This window comes from Cryobacterium breve (assembly GCF_004402375.1).
Taxonomy (GTDB): domain Bacteria; phylum Actinomycetota; class Actinomycetes; order Actinomycetales; family Microbacteriaceae; genus Cryobacterium; species Cryobacterium breve.
On record NZ_SOGJ01000023.1, the window covers coordinates 25,898 to 47,046 of the forward strand.

The following is a 21,149-nucleotide window of genomic DNA, read 5'->3' on the forward strand; positions in this document are numbered from 1 at the left end:
CGCCCAGCCGCCTTTCGGTTTGCTCCCGAAACCGGCGCGTAGACTCGGTGTGACCGAATCTATGCGCCGGTTTCTCTGGGTGGCGGATAGCGCAACGTGAAAGGTGTTACCGATGGCGCTACTGGACACGATCTCCGGGCCGAGAGATCTTGATCACCTCTCGGCGGAACAGCTCGTCCAGCTCGCTGCGGAGGTCCGGGCCTTCCTCGTACGGGAGGTCTCCAAGACCGGCGGGCACCTCGGGCCCAATCTCGGTGTGGTCGAGCTGACCATCGCCATGCACCGGGTGTTCGAGTCGCCGCGGGACGCGATCGTGTTCGACACCGGGCACCAGTCCTACGTGCACAAGCTGCTCACCGGCCGCCAGGACTTCGGCCTCTTGCGCCAGACGGGTGGGCTGGCCGGCTACCCGCAACGCCGGGAGTCCGAGCACGACATCGTGGAGAGTTCCCACGCCTCGAGCTCGCTGTCCTGGGCCGACGGCATCTCACGGGCCTTCGAGATGACCGGCCAGAGCGACCGTCACGTTATTGCGGTGGTCGGCGACGGCTCCCTGACCGGCGGCATGACCTGGGAAGCCCTCAACAACATCAGTGATGACAACACCCGTCGCCTGATCATCATCGTGAACGACAACGGCCGCTCCTACGCGCCCACCATCGGTGGCATGGCCCGCTTCCTCAACACGGTGCGCACCCGCCAGGCGTACCACAGCGCCTACCTGACCAGCCGTGAGGCCTTCGAACGGATGGGCGCGCCCGCCCGGGCCTTCTTCCGCGGCGTGCGCGGCGGCATGCACGGTTTCCTCTCCCGGTTCACCAACAACGAGGCGCTCTACTCCAACCTCGACATCAAGTACATCGGGCCGATCGACGGCCACGATATGGCGGCGATGGTCGAAGCGCTCGGGCAGGCCAAGGGCTACGGCGCCCCGGTGATCGTGCATGCCATCACCCAGAAGGGCAAGGGTTACGACCCTGCCGTTCAGGACACGGCGGACCAGTTCCACGCGGTTGGTCAGATCGACCCGGAGACGGGGGAGTCCACGGAATCCGCCGGTGCGCCCTCCTGGACATCCGTCTTCGCCGACGAACTGTTGCGCCTGGCCACGCTGCAGCCCAAGATCGTCGGCATCACCGCGGCCATGCTGCGCCCCACGGGCCTGCACAAGATGGCCGAAAGGTTCCCCACGCGCGTGCACGACGTGGGCATTGCCGAACAGCACGCCGTGACCAGTGCTGCCGGACTCGCGTTCGGCGGCCTGCACCCGGTCGTCGCGCTGTACGCAACCTTCATCAACCGTGCGTTCGACCAGGTGCTGATGGACGTCGCTCTGCACAAGGCCGGCGTCACATTCGTGCTCGATCGGGCCGGCGTGACCGGTCCGGACGGTCCCAGCCACCACGGCATCTGGGACCTGGCCATTCTGCAAGTCGTCCCCGGAATCCGCCTGGCGGCCCCGCGGGACTCGGTGCGCCTGGCCGAGGAACTGGGGGAGGCCGTGGCCGTCGACGATGGGCCCACTGTCCTGCGTTTCCCCAAGGGCAGCGTCAGCGCCCCGATCGAGGCCGTTCGCCGCCTGGACGACGGGGTCGACGTGCTTCTGGAAGCGTCCCAGAAAGACGTGCTCATCGTCACCGTCGGGCCGATGGCCTCGATGGGACTCGATGTCGCCGCGCGGCTCGCCGCTCAGGGCATCGGGGCGACCGTCGTCGACCCCCGTTGGGTCGTCCCGGTGCCGAGGAACATCGTCTCCCTGGCTGCTGAGTACCGGATCGTCGTGAGCATCGAGGACGGTATCCGGGTCGGTGGTATCGGCACCCGCATCCGTCAGGACCTGCGCGAGGCGGGTGTGGACACGGCCGTCACCGAACTCGGTCTGCCCGACGAGTTCCTCGACCACGGCACCCGAGCGGAAATCCTCGAGCGCGTCGGACTGACCCCACAGCGGATCGCCCGCGACGTGGTGGACATGGTCCTCGGCAGCAAGATCCCGCACGCGCGCCCGCTACCGGTCGACAGCGTCGATACCGGATCCATCCCGGCCAGCCGCCAGAACGACTAGCCGGGTCAGATCCCGACGACCGGTTGCGTCCATCCCGACAGGGCGGGACTGTAATCAGGTATGGCCGCTGCCAACCACGGCCGGGGTACCGGCTCCAGCGTCTAACGAATTCGACGGAGATTTTCCAATAAAAACGGGTTTTCAGGCTTTGCGGCCCGTGTTAGCCAAAAATCACCGTCGAGTTCGTTCGTGACTTGGGGCGGAACACACGCACCGGCTGACACGCAGACCTCGTCCGCCTCCGCCCACGTCGACCGGCGGGAACTGTCACTCCGTGTCGACTGGGGACGGCTTAACAGGCCCCGCCGACCGTGCGACAGTACCACCCGCCACAGCGCCGAGCCGTGAAGCCAGCTCCCAATTCTTCAAGAAAGTGGAACCGACCTCACGGCTCGGCGTGGTGAATGCGGTCAGTCGCCTACTGTCGTGGCGGTCGTGTGTGCAACGGGCTCGGAGGCCGCGCCGACTCCGCGGATCGGCGGCGTGTGGAACGTGCCCTGGAAGACGCGTTCGCTTGCGCCGACGCGGTCCAGGTAGGGCGTGATCCCGCCCATCTGGAACGGCCAGTTGGCACCGAGAATCATGCACAAGTCGATGTCCTCGGCGGCGTGCACGACGCCGTCGTCCAGCATCCGCTTGATTTCATCGGCCAGGCCGTCTTCAACGCGGCGCAGGATCTGCTCGGCCGTCATCGGTTCCTGCCCGCCGGCGACGATCTTCACGGCGCCCTTGTCGAAGCCCTTGATCTTGCCCTTCGAATCGCGCTCGAGGATCGTGCCGTGCTCTGCCAGGCGGTGCAGATTCGGGCTGTCGAAGAACCGGTCCGGGAACGCCGCGTGGTGGGTGTCCAGCACGTGTGCACCGACCTTGAGGCCGACGAGTTCGAGAAGTTCGAACGGGGTCATCGGCATGCCGAACGGCGCGAGAGAACCGTCCACCACCGCGAACGGCGTGCCGGTGTCGACCGCGTGCATGGCCTCGCCCAGCAGCTTGGCGAGGAGCCGGTTGACCACGAACCCGGGGGTGTCTCGGGTGATGACGGCGTTCTTCCGCAGCTTAGCGGCCACAACCATGGCCGTGGATAGGGAGGTGTCGTTGGTCTGGGGGGTGTTCACGACTTCGATCAGCGGCATGATGGCCACCGGATTGAAGAAATGGAAACCGACCAGGCGCTCCGGGTGGGCCAGCTTGGCCCCGATCTGTTCGACCGACAGCGACGAGGTGTTGGTGGCGAGGATGGCGTCGGGGGAAATGTGTTTCTCGATCTCGGCGAAGACATCCTGCTTCACGCCCAGCTCTTCGAAGACGGCCTCGATCACCCAATCGGCATCGGCGAACTGTGCCTTGTCGGTGGTGCCTGTCACGAGGGCGCGCAGCCGGTTGGCCTCGTCGGGGGAGATGCGCTTCTTGGTCTCCAGAGCGAGGATCTCGCCGTGGATGTAGGCGACACCCTTGTCGACGCGGGCCTGGTCGAGGTCGGTGATGACCACAGGCACGCGCAGGCGGCGCACGAAAAGCAGCGCGAACTGGCTGGCCATCAGGCCGGCGCCGATGACGCCCACCTTCTTGATCGGCCGGGCGAGGGCCTTGTCCGGTGCTCCGGCTGGGCGTTTGGCTCGCTTCTGAACCAGATTGAAGGAGTAGATGCTCGCCTGTAGCTGATCGCCGGAGATGAGCTCGGCCAGGCAGTCGTCTTCCCGTTCGAAGCCTTCCTGCCGGGTGCCGCTCTTGGCCGCTTTGACCAGGTCCAGCGCGATGTACGGCGCCCGGGCGACGGTGCCGATGCGGCCTTCGAGCATCTTGCGGGCGATGCCGACGGCGACGTCCCACTTGACGAGACGCTCGACCTTGCCAGGCAGGTTCGGCCTGGCGACCTTGATCTTTCCGGTGATCACGCCGTCTGCCCACGTGATGGACTGCTCGAGGAACATAGCCGAGTCGAACTGCACATCCGCGATGCCGAGCTCGAGGGCGTCGGCCGCTTTCAGCGTACGGTGCTTCAGCGGGTTCTCGATGATCACCTTGAGTGCGTTCTCGATGCCGATCAGGTTGGGGAGCAGGTAGGAGGCACCCCAGCCTGGGATCAGCCCGAGGGAGACCTCGGGCAGCGCGATCGCCGGAACGGACGCGTCGACCGTGCGGTAGTCGGCGTTGAGGGCGATCTCGAGCCCGCCGCCGAGCGCGAGCCCGTTGATGAACACGAAGGAGGGCACGCCGAGCTCGGCCTGCTTGCCGAGGGCATAGTGGCCGAGCTGCGCGAGCAACTTACCTGTCTCGAGGGAGGGGATCTGGCTGACCTTGCTCAGGTCGGCACCGGCAGCGAGGATGAACGGCTTGCCGGTGACGGCGACGCCGTGGATGTCCCCGAGCGCGGCCCGCTCCCGAAGGAGGTCCATCGTCATGCCGAACTCGAGCAGGGTGATGGGCCCAAGCGTATTAGGGCGGGTGTGGTCCCGCCCGTTGTCCAGCGTGACGAGCGCCAGGGTACGGCCCCCGGACAACGGCACGTCGCGCACGAAAGAGTGTGTAACGACCTCGTCGGCCGACAGGTCGACCAGCGGAGTGAAATCGAGTGCTGAGTAGTCGGTCATCGCTTGCTTGCCTTCCGGTTGAAGTGCGGGTTCTCCCAAATTACGGTGCCACCCTGGCCGAGGCCGATGCACATGGCGGTGAGGCCGTAGCGCACCTCGGGGTGCTCGCTGAACTGACGTGCGAGCTGGTTCATCAGGCGCACGCCGGAGGAGGCCAGCGGATGTCCGATGGCGATCGCACCGCCGTATTCGTTCACGCGAGGGTCGTCGTCGTCGATGCCGAAGTGATCCAGGAAGGAGATCACCTGCACCGCGAACGCCTCGTTGAGTTCGAACAGTCCGATATCTGTGATGCTGAGGCCCGCCTTGCGCAGCGCCTTTTCCGTAGAGGGGACAGGTCCGAGACCCATGACCTCCGGTTCGACGCCGGCGAAGGCGAAGCTGACCATCTTCATCTTGACGGTCAGTCCCAGTTCCTTGGCGGCCCCGCTGCTGGCGAGAAGGCAGGCGCTGGCACCATCGTTGAGCCCGGAGGCGTTGCCGGCCGTGACCCGCCCGAAGGGGCGGAACGGGGTCTTCAGGGAGGAGAGACCTTCCATCGTGGTCTCCGGTCGCGGAGCCTCGTCACGGGTCGCGAGACCCCAGCCGGACTCGCTGCGGATCGACACTGAGATGAGGTCGGGTTGGATCTTCTCGGCTGCATAGGCGGCGGCAACCTTTTCCTGGCTGCGCAGGGCGAACCGGTCGGAGCGCTCCTTGGTATAGGAAGGAAAGCGGTCGTGGATGCGCTCGGCGGTGGCACCCATGTTGAGGGCGTCCTCACTGACGAGGCGCTCGGAGAGGAATCGCGGGTTCGGGTCGACGCCGGATCCCATCGGGTGGCGGCCCATGTGCTCGACCCCACCCGCAATGGCCAGGTCGTAAGCGCCGAAGCCGATTCCCGCTCCGAGAGTGGTGACGGCGGTCATCGCGCCGGCGCACATCCGGTCGATGGCGAATCCTGGCACCGACTTCGGCAGGCCGGAGAGGAGCGCCGCCGTGCGACCGAGGGTGAGACCCTGGTCACCGGTCTGGGTCGTGGCGGCAATCGCCACCTCATCGATCCGATCCCCGGGAACCGAGGGGTTGCGTTCCAGCAGTCCGATCATGGCCTTGACCACCAGATCATCCGCCCGGGTGTTCCAGTACATTCCCTTTTCACCAGCGCGTCCGAACGGGGTGCGAACCCCGTCTACAAACACGACTTCTGCTCTATCGGCCACTTTGCCTCCATCAATCGATCAGGTGTCGGTCGATCCTAAAGGGGCACCCGGGGAGGGTCGAATCGTTGGACGGTTCCTACGAACTGGTTTGCGGGGAGACCTCGTTCGTTTGCAGGACATCCACAAAGGCATCGGCAATCCGTTGTGCGGTCGCTTCAATCTGCCAGGTGCGTGCGCCCAGATGGGCGAGCGCCTCTCCAACGGATGCGGGGTCGACGGTCTCCGGCGGCGTCCACGCCACCCGCCGCACGTAATCGGGCGTAACGAGGTTTTCCAGTGGGATGGCGAGTGCCTCGGAAACCTCCGTCAGCGCGGCGCGAGCGGCCTTATAGCGCAGGTCCGCTTCCGGATTGCGATCTGACCAGGCGCGCGGGGGAGGGAGCAGGTCGCCGCTGGCGCGCAGCGAGGGCAAATCGCTCGATGCCTGCCCCTTCTGAACAGCGCCCCACCAGCGGTCGAGCTCGGTGCGGCTCGCTCGCCCGCTGAACTCGCGCAGCTCGGCCAGCGCCTGCCGGGACGCGGGCATGGCCCGTGCGGCCGCGGTCAGGGACGCATCGGGAACGAGTCGGCCGGGGGAGACATCGAGGTCCTGAGCCAGCCTGTCGCGGGCCAGCCAAAGCTCCCGTGCGACTGCGAGGCCACGCTGGCTACGGATGGAGTGCACGCCGGAGAGGCGACGCCAGGGTTCGGGGCCGACGGGTTTGGCCTCCCGGGCCAGTACCGCGGCGAATTCCTGGGCGGCGATGTCGCTTTTGGAATCGGTGGCGAGCATGTCGGCCATCCGGTCTCGAAGGTCAGGGAGCAGCTCGACGTCGAGTGCGCCGTACACGAGCCAAGCCTCCGGTAGAGGCCGGGTAGACCAGTTCGCGGCGGAGTGCTCTTTGGCCAAGTGGATGCCCAGGAGCTCCTCCACCACAGTGCCGAGGCCCACCCGGGGGATGCCGAGCAGACGGGCAGCTAATTCCGTGTCGAAGATGTGCTTGGGATCCAGGCCCACTTCACGTAGGCAGGCCAAGTCCTGGCTGGCGGCGTGAAAGATCCACTCGACGTCGTGGAGCGCCTCATTGAGTTCGTGGAACTCTCCGATCGCGGGCGGGTCGAAGAGGAAGGTGCCCGCGTCCCGCCGATAGATCTGGATCAGATAGGCGCGCTGCGAGTAGGTGAAGCCGGATGCCCGTTCCGCATCGATACCGACCGGGCCCGTACCGGCGCTGATGGCGGCCGTTGCTGCCAGGTAGGCGTGCCGGGTATCGATTACCTGGTGATCAAGCACGACCGGTGCGGCGTGTGGACAACATGCTGACTCCTTCGCCAGTGGGTGGAAGGCCTGCGAGCATGCAGAGCAGCTCGCCCCATCCTTCGACGTGGGCGGCGAGATTATGGTCCAGCGGCGTCCACGAGGCACGCAGTTCTATTTGCGCACCATCGCCCTGCCTGGCAAGTTCGCCGAAGCCTGACGAGATGATCTTAGTCGCGGTGCCTGAGGCCGCGGTATATCGTGCCCCATGGGAGTCGAGGGCATCGACCAGCCACGACCAGGCGACTCCGGCGACGAACGGGTCCAGCCCGATGTCGGTTTCGAGCGGAGCCTGCGCGAAACAGACGACGCGAAACGCACCGCCCCACTCTTCGGGTTCGTCCGGATCGTGGAGCAGAATGAAACGACCGGTCCCCAAGTCGGAGTTGCCGCCATGACGAGTCGGATTGATATCGGCGGAGAAGGCGACGGCGTTCGGGGCGATGCTCGCCGGGGCGGAAATCTCGTTCACCACGAGCTCCGCGCGGATGCGTGCACCCTCGATGGATGCGCGGGCGGCGGTGAACTCCGGAGGGGGCTGGTGTTGTGTTTCGGGCACGTCTGCAGACTAGAGTTTTTTCCGTGCAGTGTCGCTCAGGCACGCCGGACAGGGAAGGTAGTCATGCGCGACGGAATGGGTTCAGGGCGGCACCCAGGGCGAATTGTGGCTGTGACCGGGATCGCTGTTGCGGGGACGGCGGTGGCGCTCGGAATCGCTGGCGGTGTTCTCGCGACCGTGATGGCCCGCCGGATCGTGACTCCCGGGGGCCGGCGCACCGACGATGTGCGTGTCAAGGGCGTCGACCTGGTGGCGGGAACGATCACGCTGGCGTGCACGGCGGACTCCGTTCTGCAGGGTGACTACAGTTTCTGGTTCTCCCAGGACCGGGGGCACGCGCACCTGGGCGAGGTCCTGCGCCTGACGCCGACCCGAGTGACACGGCGCATCCTTCGTGTGGATCACGGAGATCTGGCTCTGGCCGAGCGCGGCCGTCTCGGCGGTTACTCTTATCTGGGTCCCTGGGACCTTGGCCTTGCCTTCGAGGACGTGCTTGTTCCGACCGACGTCGGTGCAGCGCCGGCCTGGTTGGTACCGGCGGAGGAACCGGACGGGCGCTGGGTGCTTCAGGTGCACGGGCGGGGCGTGCAGCGGCAGGAGACCCTGCGGGCGACTCCGGTCTTCCGGGACGCGGGTTTCACGTCCCTGCTGGTGTCCTATCGCAACGACGGGGAAGCTCCCATGAGCGGCGGCGGACGGTACGCCCTCGGAGACGCGGAGTGGCTGGATGTCGACGCTGCCATCGCGTTCGCCGTTGCCCGCGGCGCGACCGAGATTGTGCTGATGGGCTGGTCGATGGGCGGGGCCATTGTGCTGCAGACGGCGACTCGGTCCATGCTTCGTGACCGGATCGTCGGAATCGTGCTCGACTCGCCCGTGCTCGATTGGGCGGACGTCGCGAAGTTCCACGGCGGACTGCTCGGCCTGCCCGCGGTCGTCGCCAGGGGCGCTCTGGAAGTGTTGGGCCGGCGGTGGGGCGGGATCTTCACCGGCCGGACCGAACCGATCGACTTCGGACGCCTCGACTTCGTCACGCGCGCCGCCGAGCTCGAGCTGCCGGTGCTGTTGATGCACAGCGACGACGACGGCTTCGTGCCCGCGACCGGCTCACGCGCCCTGGCCGGGCGCCGCCCCGATATTGTGACCTTTCTACCGTTCGCGGTGGCGCGGCACACCAAATTGTGGAACTACGATCGCGAAGGCTGGAACCAGGCCATCACGAACTGGCTGGACGAGATCGCTCCCACCGGGCGAACACCGCACCCTGATCGTCCAGTAGCAGCTGCCGCAGACTGAATCCGGTGGCGCCAGGCTGCGCCGATTCGAGGAGGCCACGGGCCCCAAGCACGATCTGGGGGCTGGTGGACAGGCAGAGTTCGTCTACGAGGTCCGCCGCGAAGAACTGCCCGGCCAGCACCGGGCCGCCCTCGCAGACGATCCGGGTGAGGCTCAGGCGGCTCAGGGCCGCGACGACGGTGGCGGGAGTGATCTGGCCATTGTCATCGTCGAGAGCGACGATCACAGCTCCGGACCCGGCCGTGGTGTCCTCCGCCCGGGCGACCGCGGTCCGCGGGCAGAGCACGAGGACGCGGCTCGTCCGGTCGACCGCTTGGACCGCCGGCGGCTCGAGTCGGTGACCGGAGAGGTCGCCGCTGGCCGTGACGACCGCCAGGGTCGCGCGCGCGGGAACGACGTAGCCCTCCGTCCGCACACTGCCGGCGCCGATCAGGACCACGTCGGCGAGTTGCCGGATCACGCCCAGGATGCGACGATCCAGCCTGCTTGACAACGAATCGGAGGTATTGTCCGCGCCGGTGACGCTGCCATTCATGCTGGCGATCATATTGACCCGCAGGTATGGTCCCGGCTTCGGGGCGTAACGTCGCAGCAGCCAGTCCCGACTGGCCTGATCGAGCCCGTCGACGGTCCGGGGCAGGTCGGCCGCGTCGGCCTGTTCCGGCTCAGGCTCCGGGAAGACCCGGGTCAGGGTCACGCAGCGCCCTCGCGCAGGCGACGTTTGGCGCGCGCGAGCATGGCGGTCATGCCACGGATGCGCAGGGGAGACACGGCCTTCGTCAGCCCGATCGTGTTCGGGTAGTCGTCCGGAACGTTGAGCACCTCCTGGCGGCTGAGGCCGTCCAATCCCTGGGCGAGGATCGAGGCAAAGCCGCGGGTCGTGGGCGATTCTCGGGGAGCGGTTGCGTGGAGGTGCACGGCCAAGTCGACGTCGACCTCGACGAACATGAAAACGGGGGACTGGCATTCCACGACCCGCTCCAGTAAATCCGGGTGGTCCGCGTAGCGTGATGGCAGCGCCGGAAGCTCGTCCGCGAATTCGAGCAACAACAGCAGGCGGTCGGGCTCCTCGAGTTCGAGGAACTCATCGCGGATCTCGGCTAGTTTCGCGGGCAATTCGGTGGCAGTCATCACCGACCATTCTGCCATGCGCGGGCCGAGCGAGCCCAGAAACCCAGTGGGCCGGCCGACTCAGCGGGGCTGGGGCGCCGCACCCGGCTCGGTGCCCAGTGCGATCGGCACGTGAACGGCGTTTCCCCACTCGGTCCAGGATCCGTCGTAGTTGCGCACGCCCTCGAAACCGAGCAGGTGCGTCAGTACGAACCACGTGTGGCTGGAGCGCTCACCGATCCGGCAGTAGGCGATGACGCTGTCTCCATCGGAAAGACCGGCTTCGTCCCGGTAGATGGCATCGAGTTCCTGACGGGTGCGGAACGAGGCATCCGGCGCCGCGGCGCGGGCCCATGGCACCGATGCCGCAGACGGGATGTGCCCGCCGCGCAGGGCACCCTCTTCCGGATACGCGGGCATGTGGGTTCGTTCGCCGGTGTACTCCTCCGTGGAGCGCACGTCGATCAACGGGTTTCCGAAATGGGCCAGGACATCCTCCCGGAAGGCGCGGATGGGGGCGTCGTTGCGTTCGACGATCGGGTATTCCGTCGGAGTGATGACGGGCTTGTCCCGGGTGAGCTCGCGTTCTTCGGCCACCCACTTGTCACGGCCGCCGTCAAGCAGGCGCACGTCCGCGTGGCCGAACAACGTGAACACCCAGAGGGCGTAGGCCGCCCACCAGTTGTTCTTGTCGCCGTAGATGACAACGGTGGTGTCGCGGGAGATGCCCTTGGCTCCGAGCATGTCGGCAAAAGCGGCGCTGCCGACGAAGTCGCGTTCGACTGGGTCGTTGAGGTCGGTGTGCCAGTCGATCTTGACGGCTTCGGGGATGTGACCGGTTTCGTAGAGCAGCACGTCCTCGTCCGATTCCACCACCGTGAGGCCGGGGGTACCGAGGTGCTGCTGAAGCCATTCGGTAGTGACCAACCGTTCGGGATGGGCGTAGGCGGTGAACTTCGCTGCCGGATCGAGATCAACGGGCATAGGGGAATCCTCCTGGGAGCGTGCAATGGACACCGGATCAAATGTACGCGGTTTAGGCTGTTTACCGGCCCGCTTTTCGAATCTACGCGGTCTTGGTCCTGATCGCATCCGCGGTCGTTATTCAGCGATGATGCGCCGCGGGTGGCCAGCGTCCGACACAGAAAACCGGGTATTTCAGCATGGCTCCACAGGCCCTCAGCCAGGTGCAACGATTGGCCGACCGTTCACCGAGCATCACTGGATCCGAGATTGTGGCCGAGCTGGTTCCGCCGCCCCAGTTCGAGCACGCGTCTTTCGAGTCATATCGCCCCGACCTCGACTTCCCCTCCCAACTCGATGCCGTCGAACGTCTGAACGCCTTTTCAGCGGCGTGGCTGCCTCAGCGGCCCGGCGGCTTCTTCTCCCGCACTCGCAAACCCAAGGCGGAGCTGCCCGGGATCTACCTGGACGGCGGCTTCGGTGTGGGCAAAACCCACCTGTTGGCCGCCCTGTGGCATGCCGCACCGGGGCCGAAGTACTTCGGCACATTCATCGAGTACACGGCCCTGGTGGGGGCGCTCGGCTATGCGGCCACCGTCAAACAGCTTTCCGGCGCCTGCCTGATCTGCATCGACGAATTCGAACTCGACGATCCGGGCGACACCATGCTGATGACCCGGTTGCTGGGCGAGCTCGTGGCCTCGGGCACGCGGGTCGCGGCGACCTCCAACACGCCGCCGAACTCGCTCGGCGAGGGCCGCTTCGCCGCGATCGACTTCCTCCGGGAGATCCAGGCGATGTCCGCAAACTTCGAGATCGTGCGCATCGACGGTCTCGACTACCGACGTCGGGACATCGAGGGCCACGCGATTGCGGTGCCCCGGGACGAGCTCGATCAGATGGTGCCGGCACTGCTTCAGCGCGGCTCCATGGTGACCCGGGATGACTTCGGCAGCCTGATCCGTCACCTGAGCACGGTGCATCCGTCGAAGTACATCAAGATGATCCAGGGAATCGACGTCATCGCACTGACCGACGTGTACCTGCTGACCGACCAGACGGATGCGCTTCGGCTGGTGGCCTTCATCGACCGGGTCTATGACGCGGAGATTCCGATCCTCGCCAACGGGCAGCCCCTGAACGAGGTTTTCGACGAGGAGATGCTCTCCGGCGGTTATCGCAAGAAGTACCAGCGGTCCCAGTCCCGCCTGGTGGCGCTGACCACGGGGGAGCTGCCGCCGCACGACTGATCGGGGCGGGGCCCTGTGGTCTGCCCGCTGGAAACGCGATGTTAACACCGTCCGTTGCCGCGTAACGCGGTCGAAACATCCGCGCGCGTTCGCGGAAACCTGACAACTCCACACTGACTCTGTACCCGCCGAGACACGATCTACTGCTCACCCTGTGCACGTCGACGGCACTCACTGTTAGTTAGAGAGAGGTAACCATGCCCATGGTTGAACTGTCAGTCCTGTTGGACGCCACAACTGATGAAATAACTCTGAATCTCAATTCCCTCTGGCTTCTCGTCGCGGCAGCCCTCGTGCTCCTGATGACCCCTGGTGTCGCCTTTTTCTACGGCGGCATGGTCAAGGCCAAGAGCGTCATCAGCATGATGATGATGAGCTTCGGCGCGATGGGCGTCGTCGGGGTGCTCTGGGTGCTCTACGGCTATGGGCTGGTCTTCGGCCCACCACTGATCCCCGGCTTCCTCGGCAATCCGTCCGAGCTGCTCGGCCTGAGCGGACTTCTCGGCGCCGGCGAAGACGGCTCGCTCTCACCCGACCTGAACGGGCTGGCGTTCGCCGGCTTCCAGGCCACCTTCGCCATCATCACCGTCGCCCTGATCTCCGGCGCCATCGCAGACCGCGCCAAGTTCGGTGCCTGGATCATCTTCGCTGCCGTGTGGTCGACTCTCGTGTACTTTCCGGTCGCGTACTGGGTCTTCAACCTTGCCGACGGCTGGGCTCCCGCCGCACTCGGGGTCAATGACTTCGCCGGTGGTACCGCAGTGCACATCAACGCCGGTGCGGCCGCTTTGGCTCTCGCGCTGGTCTTAGGCAAGCGGGTCGGCTTCAAGAAGGGCATCTCCAAGCCGCACAACGTTCCGCTCACCCTCCTCGGCGCCTCGCTCCTGTGGTTCGGCTGGTTCGGTTTCAACGCCGGATCCGAGGCTGCCGTCGACGGTGTCGCCGCCCTCGCCTGGATCAATACGCTCGTCGGTCCCGCCGCCGGTATTCTCGGTTGGCTGATCGTCGAGAAGATCAAGGACGGCAAGCCCACCTCGATCGGTGCCGCATCGGGCGCAGTAGCCGGACTCGTCGCCGTCACCCCGGCCTGTAACATCCTCACCCCATTCTGGGCGATCGTTCTCGGCCTCCTCGTCGGCGCGGTCTGCGCCGTCGCCGTCGATCTGAAGTTCAAATGGGGTTTCGACGACTCGCTCGACGTGGTGGGCATCCACCTCATCGGCGGCATGATCGGAACGCTCTACATCGGAATCTTCGGATCAGGCATCGGCCTCCTCGACACCGGCAGCCTGAACCAGCTCTGGGTGCAGTTCATCGCGGCCTTCGGCATTGCAGTGTTCTCCTTTGTGATGGCGTACGGCATCGGCTGGGTCATCCAGAAGACGATCGGCTTCCGAATCAACAACGAAGACGAAGTGGCCGGAGTGGACACCATCGTTCACGGTGAAGAGGGTTACGCGCTCGACGCCGTCTAACCGCACAGCGATTAGCGCGCTGCAGAGCGGTTACCAGCTCGATCAGTCCGATCCATGCATGTGGGCGCAACCGGTTGGACCGGATGCGCCCACCGTCCGGGCGCATGTCGGCGCCCCACTGCCGGAGCCCGGCGGCCCGGTGCCCAACCTTGACGCGTTCCGGGGGTCGCGCCACACTGACGGAACTTGCCGGGGACCCGAAGCCCGCAAGAAGAACCCTGCCAGGCTCTCGGTGGCTGAGAGCCTGGCGGGGTTCTGTCCCGTCTGTCGGCCATCTGTCGGTGTGCGCCTGCCTGTCGAGGAGCGTCTGCTCCGTGGACGACGAGTCTGACGCGGGCCGTCGCCGTCGCCGTCGCCGTCGCGCAGGAGCGCGCCCTTCTCTGACCAACCAGTAGGCTTCGAGGGTCTCGTGACCCGCGCGTCGCGGCACGGGGCCCACGCGCATGATCGTCGTGTGCCGGCGGATCGGAAGGACCCCATGTTCGAATTCCTGCTCAGCCCCATCCCCGGCCTCATCACTCTGGGCGTCGTCGTTTTTCTGGTCGGCCTGATCTACGCCAAGAGCGTCTATAAGAATGCCGGGCCCGACGAGGCCTTGGTGATCACCGGCAAGAAGTCGAAGAAGACCATCGTCGACGGCGCCACCCTGGAGGAATCCGGGCAGCGGGTCGTGCACGGCCAGGGCGTGTTCATCACCCCGTTTTTCCAAAAGGCGTTCAAGATCAGCCTCCGGAGCCGCGCGATCGAGATCACGGCCGTCGCCCAGGACCAGAACGGCGTCACCCTCACTGTGGAAGCCGTCGCGATCGTGAAGGTCGGCGACGACCCGGCGGCGATCCGGGCTGCGGCTCAGCGATTCCTCGGGCAAGACAAGAACATCGACGGTTTCGCCCAGGAAGTTCTGTCGGGATCCCTGCGGTCGTCGATCGGTGGCACCAACGTGATGACCATCATCCAGAAACGCGATGAGCTCGGCTCCTCCGTGCTGGCGACCGCGCGGGAATCCCTGGCCAACCAGGGCGTCGACGTGGACTCGTTCGAGATCAAGGGCATCACCGACGAGAACGACTACATCCGTGACCTCGGCCGCGCCGAGCAGGCCAAGGTGCGGCGTCAGGCCGAGGTCGCCGAGCATGCGGCGAACCGGGAAGCGCAGGAGGCCGCCATCCTCGCCGAGCAGGCCATCGCCGAGGCCCAGAACACGCTCGCTCTGCGCAGGGCAGCCCTGCAGCTTGACACCGACAAAGCAGCCGCCGAAGCCGCCGCGGCCAAACCGCTGGCCGAGGCCAAGGCCCAGCAGGCCATCGTGCAGGAGCAGGAGCTGACCGCCCAGCGGCGCGCATCGCTGCGTAAGGCCGAGCTGGAATCCGAGGTCAACGCCATCGCCGACGCCGACGCCTACCGCATCCGGGTGACCGCCATCGCGGCCGCCGAGGCCGCCGTCGCCGGCGCGAACGCCGATCGCGACAGCCGCATAGCCAACGCCGAGGCCCTCCGCGCGGAGGGTCAGGCCGAGGCCGACGCGATCCTCGCCCGTGGTACCGCGGAGGCGACCGCCACGCGGCTGTCCGCCGAGGCCGTCGCCGAGCAGAGCGAGGCGCTGATCCAGCTGCGAATGGTGGAGATGCTGCCCGAGATCGCCCGCGAGCTGGCCGCCCCGATGTCGAACATTGACAATCTGACGGTGATCTCCACGGATGGCGCCAGCCAGCTGACCAAGAACGTCGCCTCGGGTTTCACCGAGGTCGACGGGGTGCTCAAGTCCACCATGGGCATCGGTATCCGCGAGATGCTCGGCAACCTCGTCGGGGGCGCTGCCGCCGGTGCCGCCGCGGCGAAGGCCGCCAACGCGGCTCCATCACTCACGATCGCCCAGCAGGCCGACGTCGACCACGCTCTGGCCGCTCCGGCCGTCGAGGCGTAGCGCGGCTCGAACTAATTCGACGGAGATCCAACCCGGAGCGGCGCGTGACCGGACGAAAAATCGGTTGTGGACCGGCATCTCCGTCGAATTGGTTCACGCACCGTTGACTTCCCTGGCCCGAAGCTGCGGGACCAGGGGCGAGTCGGCGTCGGGCGCCGCGCCCATGCGAGTCCGCGGCGGGGGTGTGCCCAGGCGTGCGCTGGGTGAGGCGGCAATCCACAGGGCGGACGGATCTGTCGCGCCCATCGCGGATAGCGGTTCCTGGCCGGTCCCCAACCAGAATGGTGGAAACTGGCTGAGCTGCCGCAACCTGGGTTCTGCGGCAGCCTTCCTCCGCTTCCCGCAAAAGCCTAAGCTTTACCGCGTCTATTCCGGAAACAGGTCCGCGTCGACCGGTGGGACCGGTTCCCCGGCGGGTATCATCTACCGCACGGAGTTCCTCAGGGTGCTCTGAACCGCACGGCGAACATGGGGAGACTGCCAGATGACGGATGCCGCGTTGGACCCGATCTCGGCGGTCGCGCCCCGGCTCGCGGGGAGAGCCTCCTCAAGCCAACGCTGGTCGAACCTGATGTTCCTGCACTGGCGGGTGGACGCCGACCTCGTGGCGCCCTTGCTCCCGAAGGGGCTCGTGCCGGACGAATTCGACGGAACCAGCTGGGTCGGGTTGATTCCGTTCGTGCTTGATCGGGCCACCGTCCTCGGCAGCCCGCCCATCCCGTATTTCGGCACTTTCGTCGAGGTGAACGTGCGCCTCTACGCCGTCGACGCGAACGGTCATCGCGGCGTGGTCTTCGTCTCGCTGGAAGCCTCTCGGCTCGCCGCAGTGCTGGCCGCCCGGGCGCTTTTCTCGATCCCGTACATGTGGTCACGCACCCGGCTCGGGGTTTCCGCGGGGGAGTACAAGTACACCTCCCGTCGGCATCTGGCTGCTGGGGCGCACACCGAGATCGTGGTGCGGCCGACAGCTCGCCCGGTCGTGGGCGACCCGCTTGCTGACTTTCTCACCGCGCGCTGGGCTCTTTTCACTCGCACGCGGGGGCGAACGGTTCACCTGCGCAATCACCACGAGCCGTGGGTTCTTTTCCAGGCCGAGCTGGTGAGCCTCGATGACACCCTGCTCTCCGTGGCCGGCTTCCCCGGACTGGCCGGACGCGCGCCGGATTCCGTGCTCTACTCGCCCGGCGTCACGACCTGGTTCGGCACGGCCGGCTGAGTCGCGGCCGGGGCGCCAAGTTTCACCTCAGAATAGTGGGCGTGCTCTGGTCTGCGTGTCCCCGGCCTTCGGGCGCTGTCACCGTCGGGGTTGTGGGAGAGATCTGATTCGGGGCGATATGAACCACGCCAGGGACCGGAGGCACGATCCATCAGAACCGGTCACGGATTCCAGACAGCTCGCTCTCGATGGGCGAATTCCGCGAATGTCGTGGGCGGGCGACCCGTCACCGCGCGCACGTCGTCCGTTAGACCCGACGCGCGACCCAGCCGTGCAACAGTGTAGATGGCCGTCGTGACCAGCACCATCGCCCACGGCATCGCAAGGTCACGATGGGCATGCTGCGCGTAGCGCCCGATGCCGGGTCGTGTGTACCGGATGGGACGTTCCAGCTCCGTGCTGAGGATCTTGGCTACCTCGTCGTAGGTGTCGGCACTCGGGCCGGTCAGGGTCCAGGCCCGGTTGATGTGCGCCTGGGGATGGCGGATCACCTCCAGCGCGACGGCTGCGATGTCGGTGACGTCCACGAACGCGGTGCGACCTCTTCCAGCCGGTATGACTATCTGTGAGTGGTCCCGGATCTCGGACACGTGGGTCGTTGAGAGGTTCTGCATGAAGAATGACGGCCGAAGGAACGTCCAGCTCAGCCCCGAGGCGCGGAGCCACTTTTCGATCTTCGCGTGCGGCACGATGGAGTTCGACTCCGCACCCTGCAGCGAAAGGAACACTATGTGCTTCACTCCGGCGCGTTTGGCAGCGGCGAGAGCCGGAACGATGTCGCGCGGAACATTCGACAGCGCGGGCGGGCGCACCAGGAACATCAGCTGCACGCCCGTGAACGCCGCATTCCACGTCGATGAATCAAGGAAATCGAAAGCCACGGTGCCCGGGTCGACCTCGGCGACGCGTCCCCGAGCCGAACCCGGCCTCGGACGGACGGCGCCGCGAGCGGGAATCTTGGCCTCTCGCAGGAGCTTCAGCACGAGCGAGCCGACATTGCCGGTTGCCCCGGTCACCAATACAGTCATCCTCCCAGCCTAAATCGGAGGATGAGTGCAGACCTGTCGCCGACGTCTGGAGTACTCGACGGTTGGACAACGACACCCTCGCCTGCCCGCCGGCTCTGCGATCCTCCGGCGTGCGGCACCAGGGCCAGATCAGGCAGCTCCGAAGGGGGCCAGCAGACCGAGGAACCGTGCGGCGAGCCCGGTGCTCGCGATGGTCGCGGCGAGGAACACGGCCACCCAGATCGCGCCCGGCAGGTGGGTCAGCCGGGCAAGCTGGTCGGCGTCCGATGCGCCGCCGCGGCTCCTGGACCGGGATCGCTGCAGCTCGACCACGGTACGCACGGCACCGAAGAGCAGGAACGCCGTGATCAGCAGGGCGAAGACGCTCTGCACCAGGGGCGACCCGAACCACGTGATCCCGAACACCAGGCCGGCGGTGACGAGCACTGACCAAAGCCCGAACCAGTTGCGGATCTGCACCAGCAGCAGGGCCAGTGCGGCCAACAGCAGCCACAGCAGACCGATGTCGTAGCCGAGGCTGAGCATCCGTGCGGAGCCGAGCCCCAGCAGGGCCGGTGCCGTATAGCCGGCCAGCAGGGTCAGCACCATGCCGAGGCCGCGCGGGCGTCCACTGCTCACGGTCAGGCCGGACGTGTCGGAGTGCAGACGGATGCCCCCGAGCCGGCGACCGCTCAACGTCGCGATCACGGCGTGGCCGCCCTCGTGAACGATCGTGATGACATGACGGCTGACCCTCCACAGAGTCGGCACCGTTACGAGCACTGCTGCGGCAACGACGGTCAGCCAGGCCGTGGCCGTGGGTAAAGGTGCATTTCGGGCGGAGAGTTGCCCCCAGAGTTCGATCAGCCCGTCCATGATTGTCAGCCTAGATGACCTTGACGGAAGGATTTATACTGGGCGCAATCACCGCTGAATGGTGCCACCTCGGACTGACCGGCGGGCGCCGGCGTTGACGTCTCAGACCGTTACTCCGCTGAAGGCACAATTATGAAAGGCACGGGATATCCATGAATGTCGTCCTCGTCATCGTTGCCATCGTCGCCATCGTTCTACTCGTGACCGGAGGATTCGTTGAGTCGCTCAATTTTCTCATCTGGGTCGGCATCGTTCTTGCCGTCATCGCCCTGATTGTCTGGCTCGCCCGCGTGATTTCGGGCAACCGAGCCTGAGCAGGTTGTGTCGTCGAGTCCGGGGACACCTGGAGAAATGGAAAAAGCCCCAGTGTTCCGGGGCCTTCTCTAGTGTGGGCGATACCGGACTCGAACCGATGACCTCTTCCGTGTGAAGGAAGCGCGCTACCAACTGCGCCAATCGCCCATGTGGCCAGAGCTGCAACCACGAGTTCTGATACTAGTCGAGAGCCGGCGAATGGCGCACATCGAGAGCCTGCAACACGCCGTCGTTGCCCGGTTTGAATATGCACCGGAGTATCCGCTAGAGTCTTCAAGCGCGCAGAGATGTGTGCAGTTGCGGATGTGGCGCAGTGGTAGCGCATCACCTTGCCAAGGTGAGGGTCGCGAGTTCGAATCTCGTCATCCGCTCGAAATTGAATCGGCCGAAAGGCCGGTTCTTTTTGGTACGAATCCCAAGTGGTGGGTTGGCCGAGAGGCGAGGCAACGGCCTGCAAAGCCGTGTACACGGGTTCGAATCCCGTATCCACCTCCATTCCAGGAAAGCAATTTTCAGGAAATGGGCGATTGGCGCAGCGGTAGCGCGCTTCCCTGACACGGAAGAGGTCACTGGTTCGATCCCAGTATCGCCCACAGATGAACCCCCGGTAATTCGGGGGTTTTTCTTTGCCCGCGGAGGGCGGGATTTGCCGGCGCAGAGGGGCGTTTCTCGGTGTTGGCCCGACGAATCGCTACTCCCGGTGCGGTGAGGCCGTCCGGAATCGGCTAGAGTCTTTCAAGTCAGCAATAACGCTGACGAAGTGCGGATGTGGCGCAGTGGTAGCGCATCACCTTGCCAAGGTGAGGGTCGCGAGTTCGAATCTCGTCATCCGCTCGAAATTGAATCGGCCGAAAGGCCGGTTCTTTTTGGTACGAATCCCAAGTGGTGGGTTGGCCGAGAGGCGAGGCAACGGCCTGCAAAGCCGTGTACACGGGTTCGAATCCCGTACCCACCTCCACTCCAGGAAATTAATTTTCAGGAAATGGGCGATTGGCGCAGCGGTAGCGCGCTTCCCTGACACGGAAGAGGTCACTGGTTCGATCCCAGTATCGCCCACAGATGAACCCCCGGTAATTCGGGGGTTTTTTCGTTCCCGATCTGGCCTGTACCGAATGCTCTCCGTCGGTTATGGCTGGGGCCGGTATATCGGTGGGGCTGTCCACCACACTGGGGATACCGGTGCGGTCCGTTCTGAACCACTGTGGTCAAGGAGGTTTGGCCATGGAACTACTCGGCCCGTTTGCGATCGTGCTGGCGTGCGTGCTCGCCATCACCGCTTGGCTGACGCGCGTGGCCGGCTACTCGGCTGCCGAACCCGCGATTCCGCAGCGACGGGCGACGGATGCCCCGGCACGTGCCTGGAACCAGCTCACCCTGCCGCCACAGTGGCCCGCGCCGCCGTGCCTCAGTATTGGACGCGACCGACTGTCGATCACCGACGCCAACCGGCTCCTGGTAGCCGATGCGCAGGGCCTGCCGCCGCTCCGCGTGCAGGAGCACGGCGGCGTGCTGTGGCTCGTCGAGGTCACCTCCGGCAAGCTCGTGGGCATCGGTGACGCCCGCCTCCCTGCCCTCGGAATCTGGAGCATCTGGCTTCGCGCTGTCGATTCCAGGACCATCCTCGCCCGCGAGGGGCTGCTCCATTCCGGCGCCGCGCTCCGCCTCGTGCGGCAGCCTCGCAACGCGGCGGACTCGAACGCTATCGCCGTGCACTCCGTCACGGGGAGACTCGTGGGGTACGTCAGCCCTCGCATCGCGGCAGGCCTGGCCGCGGTCCTGGATGCCGGCACGTCGATCGACGCGGTGGTCGTGTCCTTCAGCTCGCGGTCCGGTTCCTCACAGCCGGGATTGATCACGCTGCTGGCCGCATCCCCGCAGACCCTTTCCCACCTGTTCGAGCCGGTCAGTAGCCACGGCACTGTGCAGATGAGCCTGCCCGACGAGCTCCTCACCGGGTAGGCGGAGAGGACTGCTCGGGCGCGCCGCTAAAGTTGAGGGGTTCG

The 21,149-nt window shown here is 65.9% G+C and carries 17 protein-coding genes and 7 tRNA genes; 14 read left to right on the forward strand and 10 right to left on the reverse strand.

Annotated elements, in window-relative coordinates:
• The first annotated feature begins 112 nt into the window (after positions 1-112).
• On the forward strand, positions 113-2,065 hold the full coding sequence (dxs, locus tag E3O65_RS10040) for a 1-deoxy-D-xylulose-5-phosphate synthase (RefSeq protein ID WP_134363600.1): 1,953 nt from the start codon (positions 113-115) through the stop codon (positions 2,063-2,065).
• A gap of 410 nt (positions 2,066-2,475) precedes the next feature.
• Here dxs and E3O65_RS10045 read toward each other — a convergent pair whose 3' ends face one another.
• The 4 genes from E3O65_RS10045 to E3O65_RS10060 all read right to left on the reverse strand — a co-directional run bounded on the left by E3O65_RS10045 (position 2,476) and on the right by E3O65_RS10060 (position 7,714).
• Positions 2,476-4,656, reverse strand: coding sequence for a 3-hydroxyacyl-CoA dehydrogenase NAD-binding domain-containing protein (locus tag E3O65_RS10045; RefSeq protein WP_134363601.1), 2,181 nt, complete (start codon positions 4,654-4,656; stop codon positions 2,476-2,478).
• The gene (locus E3O65_RS10050; protein ID WP_134363602.1) at positions 4,653-5,858 is read right to left on the reverse strand and encodes a thiolase family protein; all 1,206 of its coding nucleotides are present in this window, start codon (positions 5,856-5,858) and stop codon (positions 4,653-4,655) included. The genes E3O65_RS10045 and E3O65_RS10050 overlap by 4 nt, the downstream gene beginning before the upstream one ends.
• 76 nt (positions 5,859-5,934) lie before the next feature.
• The gene (locus tag E3O65_RS10055) at positions 5,935-7,131 is read right to left on the reverse strand and encodes an HRDC domain-containing protein (RefSeq protein WP_134363603.1); all 1,197 of its coding nucleotides are present in this window, start codon (positions 7,129-7,131) and stop codon (positions 5,935-5,937) included.
• Positions 7,124-7,714, reverse strand: a complete 591-nt coding sequence (locus E3O65_RS10060) for a DUF3000 domain-containing protein (RefSeq protein ID WP_134363604.1) — start codon at positions 7,712-7,714, stop codon at positions 7,124-7,126. Before E3O65_RS10060 ends, E3O65_RS10055 begins: the two co-directional genes overlap by 8 nt.
• Before the next feature lie 111 nt (positions 7,715-7,825).
• Here E3O65_RS10060 and E3O65_RS10065 point away from each other — a divergent pair, with 111 nt between their 5' ends.
• Entirely contained in the window at positions 7,826-9,010 is a 1,185-nt protein-coding gene (locus E3O65_RS10065) for an alpha/beta hydrolase (RefSeq protein ID WP_166785719.1), read from the forward strand.
• On the opposite strand, the gene E3O65_RS10070 is transcribed toward E3O65_RS10065, so the two are convergent.
• Genes E3O65_RS10070 through E3O65_RS10080 form a run of 3 tightly spaced genes read right to left on the reverse strand, consistent with a single transcriptional unit; the run spans position 8,931 to position 11,104 of the window.
• On the reverse strand, positions 8,931-9,707 hold the full coding sequence (locus tag E3O65_RS10070; RefSeq protein WP_134363606.1) for a dihydrofolate reductase family protein: 777 nt from the start codon (positions 9,705-9,707) through the stop codon (positions 8,931-8,933). The genes E3O65_RS10065 and E3O65_RS10070 overlap by 80 nt on opposite strands.
• Entirely contained in the window at positions 9,704-10,141 is a 438-nt protein-coding gene (locus tag E3O65_RS10075) for a SufE family protein (RefSeq protein ID WP_134363607.1), read from the reverse strand. The genes E3O65_RS10070 and E3O65_RS10075 overlap by 4 nt, the downstream gene beginning before the upstream one ends.
• Before the next feature lie 60 nt (positions 10,142-10,201).
• The gene (locus E3O65_RS10080; protein ID WP_134363608.1) at positions 10,202-11,104 is read right to left on the reverse strand and encodes a sulfurtransferase; all 903 of its coding nucleotides are present in this window, start codon (positions 11,102-11,104) and stop codon (positions 10,202-10,204) included.
• Between the two features lie 179 nt (positions 11,105-11,283).
• Here E3O65_RS10080 and zapE point away from each other — a divergent pair, with 179 nt between their 5' ends.
• The 4 genes from zapE to E3O65_RS10100 all read left to right on the forward strand — a co-directional run bounded on the left by zapE (position 11,284) and on the right by E3O65_RS10100 (position 16,948).
• Entirely contained in the window at positions 11,284-12,333 is a 1,050-nt protein-coding gene (zapE, locus tag E3O65_RS10085) for a cell division protein ZapE (RefSeq protein ID WP_134363609.1), read from the forward strand.
• Positions 12,334-12,536: 203 nt separating this feature from the next.
• Positions 12,537-13,808 carry an ammonium transporter gene (locus E3O65_RS10090; protein ID WP_134363610.1) on the forward strand — a complete coding sequence of 424 codons (1,272 nt, stop codon included), beginning with the start codon at positions 12,537-12,539 and terminating at the stop codon, positions 13,806-13,808.
• A gap of 478 nt (positions 13,809-14,286) precedes the next feature.
• The gene (locus tag E3O65_RS10095; RefSeq protein ID WP_134363611.1) at positions 14,287-15,732 is read left to right on the forward strand and encodes a flotillin family protein; all 1,446 of its coding nucleotides are present in this window, start codon (positions 14,287-14,289) and stop codon (positions 15,730-15,732) included.
• A 484-nt stretch (positions 15,733-16,216) separates the two neighbouring features.
• Positions 16,217-16,948, forward strand: a complete 732-nt coding sequence (locus E3O65_RS10100; RefSeq protein ID WP_134363612.1) for a YqjF family protein — start codon at positions 16,217-16,219, stop codon at positions 16,946-16,948.
• Between the two features lie 161 nt (positions 16,949-17,109).
• On the opposite strand, the gene E3O65_RS10105 is transcribed toward E3O65_RS10100, so the two are convergent.
• Both E3O65_RS10105 and E3O65_RS10110 read right to left on the reverse strand, forming a co-directional pair.
• Positions 17,110-17,976: an SDR family oxidoreductase gene (locus E3O65_RS10105; protein WP_134363613.1), complete on the reverse strand. Its 867-nt coding sequence runs from the start codon at positions 17,974-17,976 to the stop codon at positions 17,110-17,112.
• Between the two features lie 129 nt (positions 17,977-18,105).
• On the reverse strand, positions 18,106-18,831 hold the full coding sequence (locus E3O65_RS10110; protein WP_134363614.1) for a M50 family metallopeptidase: 726 nt from the start codon (positions 18,829-18,831) through the stop codon (positions 18,106-18,108).
• Positions 18,832-18,983: 152 nt separating this feature from the next.
• On the opposite strand from E3O65_RS10110, the gene E3O65_RS16715 reads away from it, so the two are divergent.
• Positions 18,984-19,145, forward strand: coding sequence for a hypothetical protein (locus E3O65_RS16715; RefSeq protein ID WP_166785720.1), 162 nt, complete (start codon positions 18,984-18,986; stop codon positions 19,143-19,145).
• A 75-nt stretch (positions 19,146-19,220) separates the two neighbouring features.
• On the opposite strand, the gene E3O65_RS10115 is transcribed toward E3O65_RS16715, so the two are convergent.
• A tRNA-Val gene (locus tag E3O65_RS10115) sits at positions 19,221-19,293 on the reverse strand.
• Positions 19,294-19,445: 152 nt separating this feature from the next.
• On the opposite strand from E3O65_RS10115, the gene E3O65_RS10120 reads away from it, so the two are divergent.
• The 7 genes from E3O65_RS10120 to E3O65_RS10150 all read left to right on the forward strand — a co-directional run bounded on the left by E3O65_RS10120 (position 19,446) and on the right by E3O65_RS10150 (position 21,105).
• A tRNA-Gly gene (locus E3O65_RS10120) sits at positions 19,446-19,517 on the forward strand.
• Between the two features lie 50 nt (positions 19,518-19,567).
• A tRNA-Cys gene (locus E3O65_RS10125) sits at positions 19,568-19,641 on the forward strand.
• Between the two features lie 26 nt (positions 19,642-19,667).
• Positions 19,668-19,739, forward strand: a tRNA-Val gene (locus tag E3O65_RS10130).
• A gap of 169 nt (positions 19,740-19,908) precedes the next feature.
• A tRNA-Gly gene (locus tag E3O65_RS10135) sits at positions 19,909-19,980 on the forward strand.
• A 50-nt stretch (positions 19,981-20,030) separates the two neighbouring features.
• Positions 20,031-20,104, forward strand: a tRNA-Cys gene (locus tag E3O65_RS10140).
• A 26-nt stretch (positions 20,105-20,130) separates the two neighbouring features.
• Positions 20,131-20,202: transfer RNA gene (locus E3O65_RS10145), tRNA-Val, on the forward strand.
• Between the two features lie 165 nt (positions 20,203-20,367).
• Positions 20,368-21,105: an HIRAN domain-containing protein gene (locus E3O65_RS10150; protein ID WP_166785721.1), complete on the forward strand. Its 738-nt coding sequence runs from the start codon at positions 20,368-20,370 to the stop codon at positions 21,103-21,105.
• Positions 21,106-21,149: the final 44 nt, after the last annotated feature.

Coding starts and splice junctions, on each gene's coding strand:
- dxs (WP_134363600.1), top strand. CDS start 113: ATGGCGCTACTGGACACGATCTCCGGGCCGAGAGATCTTGATCACCTC.
- E3O65_RS10045 (WP_134363601.1), bottom strand. CDS start 4,656: ATGACCGACTACTCAGCACTCGATTTCACTCCGCTGGTCGACCTGTCG.
- E3O65_RS10075 (WP_134363607.1), bottom strand. CDS start 10,141: ATGACTGCCACCGAATTGCCCGCGAAACTAGCCGAGATCCGCGATGAG.
- E3O65_RS10080 (WP_134363608.1), bottom strand. CDS start 11,104: ATGCCCGTTGATCTCGATCCGGCAGCGAAGTTCACCGCCTACGCCCAT.
- zapE (WP_134363609.1), top strand. CDS start 11,284: ATGGCTCCACAGGCCCTCAGCCAGGTGCAACGATTGGCCGACCGTTCA.
- E3O65_RS10090 (WP_134363610.1), top strand. CDS start 12,537: ATGGTTGAACTGTCAGTCCTGTTGGACGCCACAACTGATGAAATAACT.
- E3O65_RS10095 (WP_134363611.1), top strand. CDS start 14,287: ATGTTCGAATTCCTGCTCAGCCCCATCCCCGGCCTCATCACTCTGGGC.
- E3O65_RS10100 (WP_134363612.1), top strand. CDS start 16,217: ATGACGGATGCCGCGTTGGACCCGATCTCGGCGGTCGCGCCCCGGCTC.
- E3O65_RS10105 (WP_134363613.1), bottom strand. CDS start 17,976: ATGACTGTATTGGTGACCGGGGCAACCGGCAATGTCGGCTCGCTCGTG.
- E3O65_RS10110 (WP_134363614.1), bottom strand. CDS start 18,831: ATGGACGGGCTGATCGAACTCTGGGGGCAACTCTCCGCCCGAAATGCA.
- E3O65_RS16715 (WP_166785720.1), top strand. CDS start 18,984: ATGAATGTCGTCCTCGTCATCGTTGCCATCGTCGCCATCGTTCTACTC.
- E3O65_RS10150 (WP_166785721.1), top strand. CDS start 20,368: ATGGAACTACTCGGCCCGTTTGCGATCGTGCTGGCGTGCGTGCTCGCC.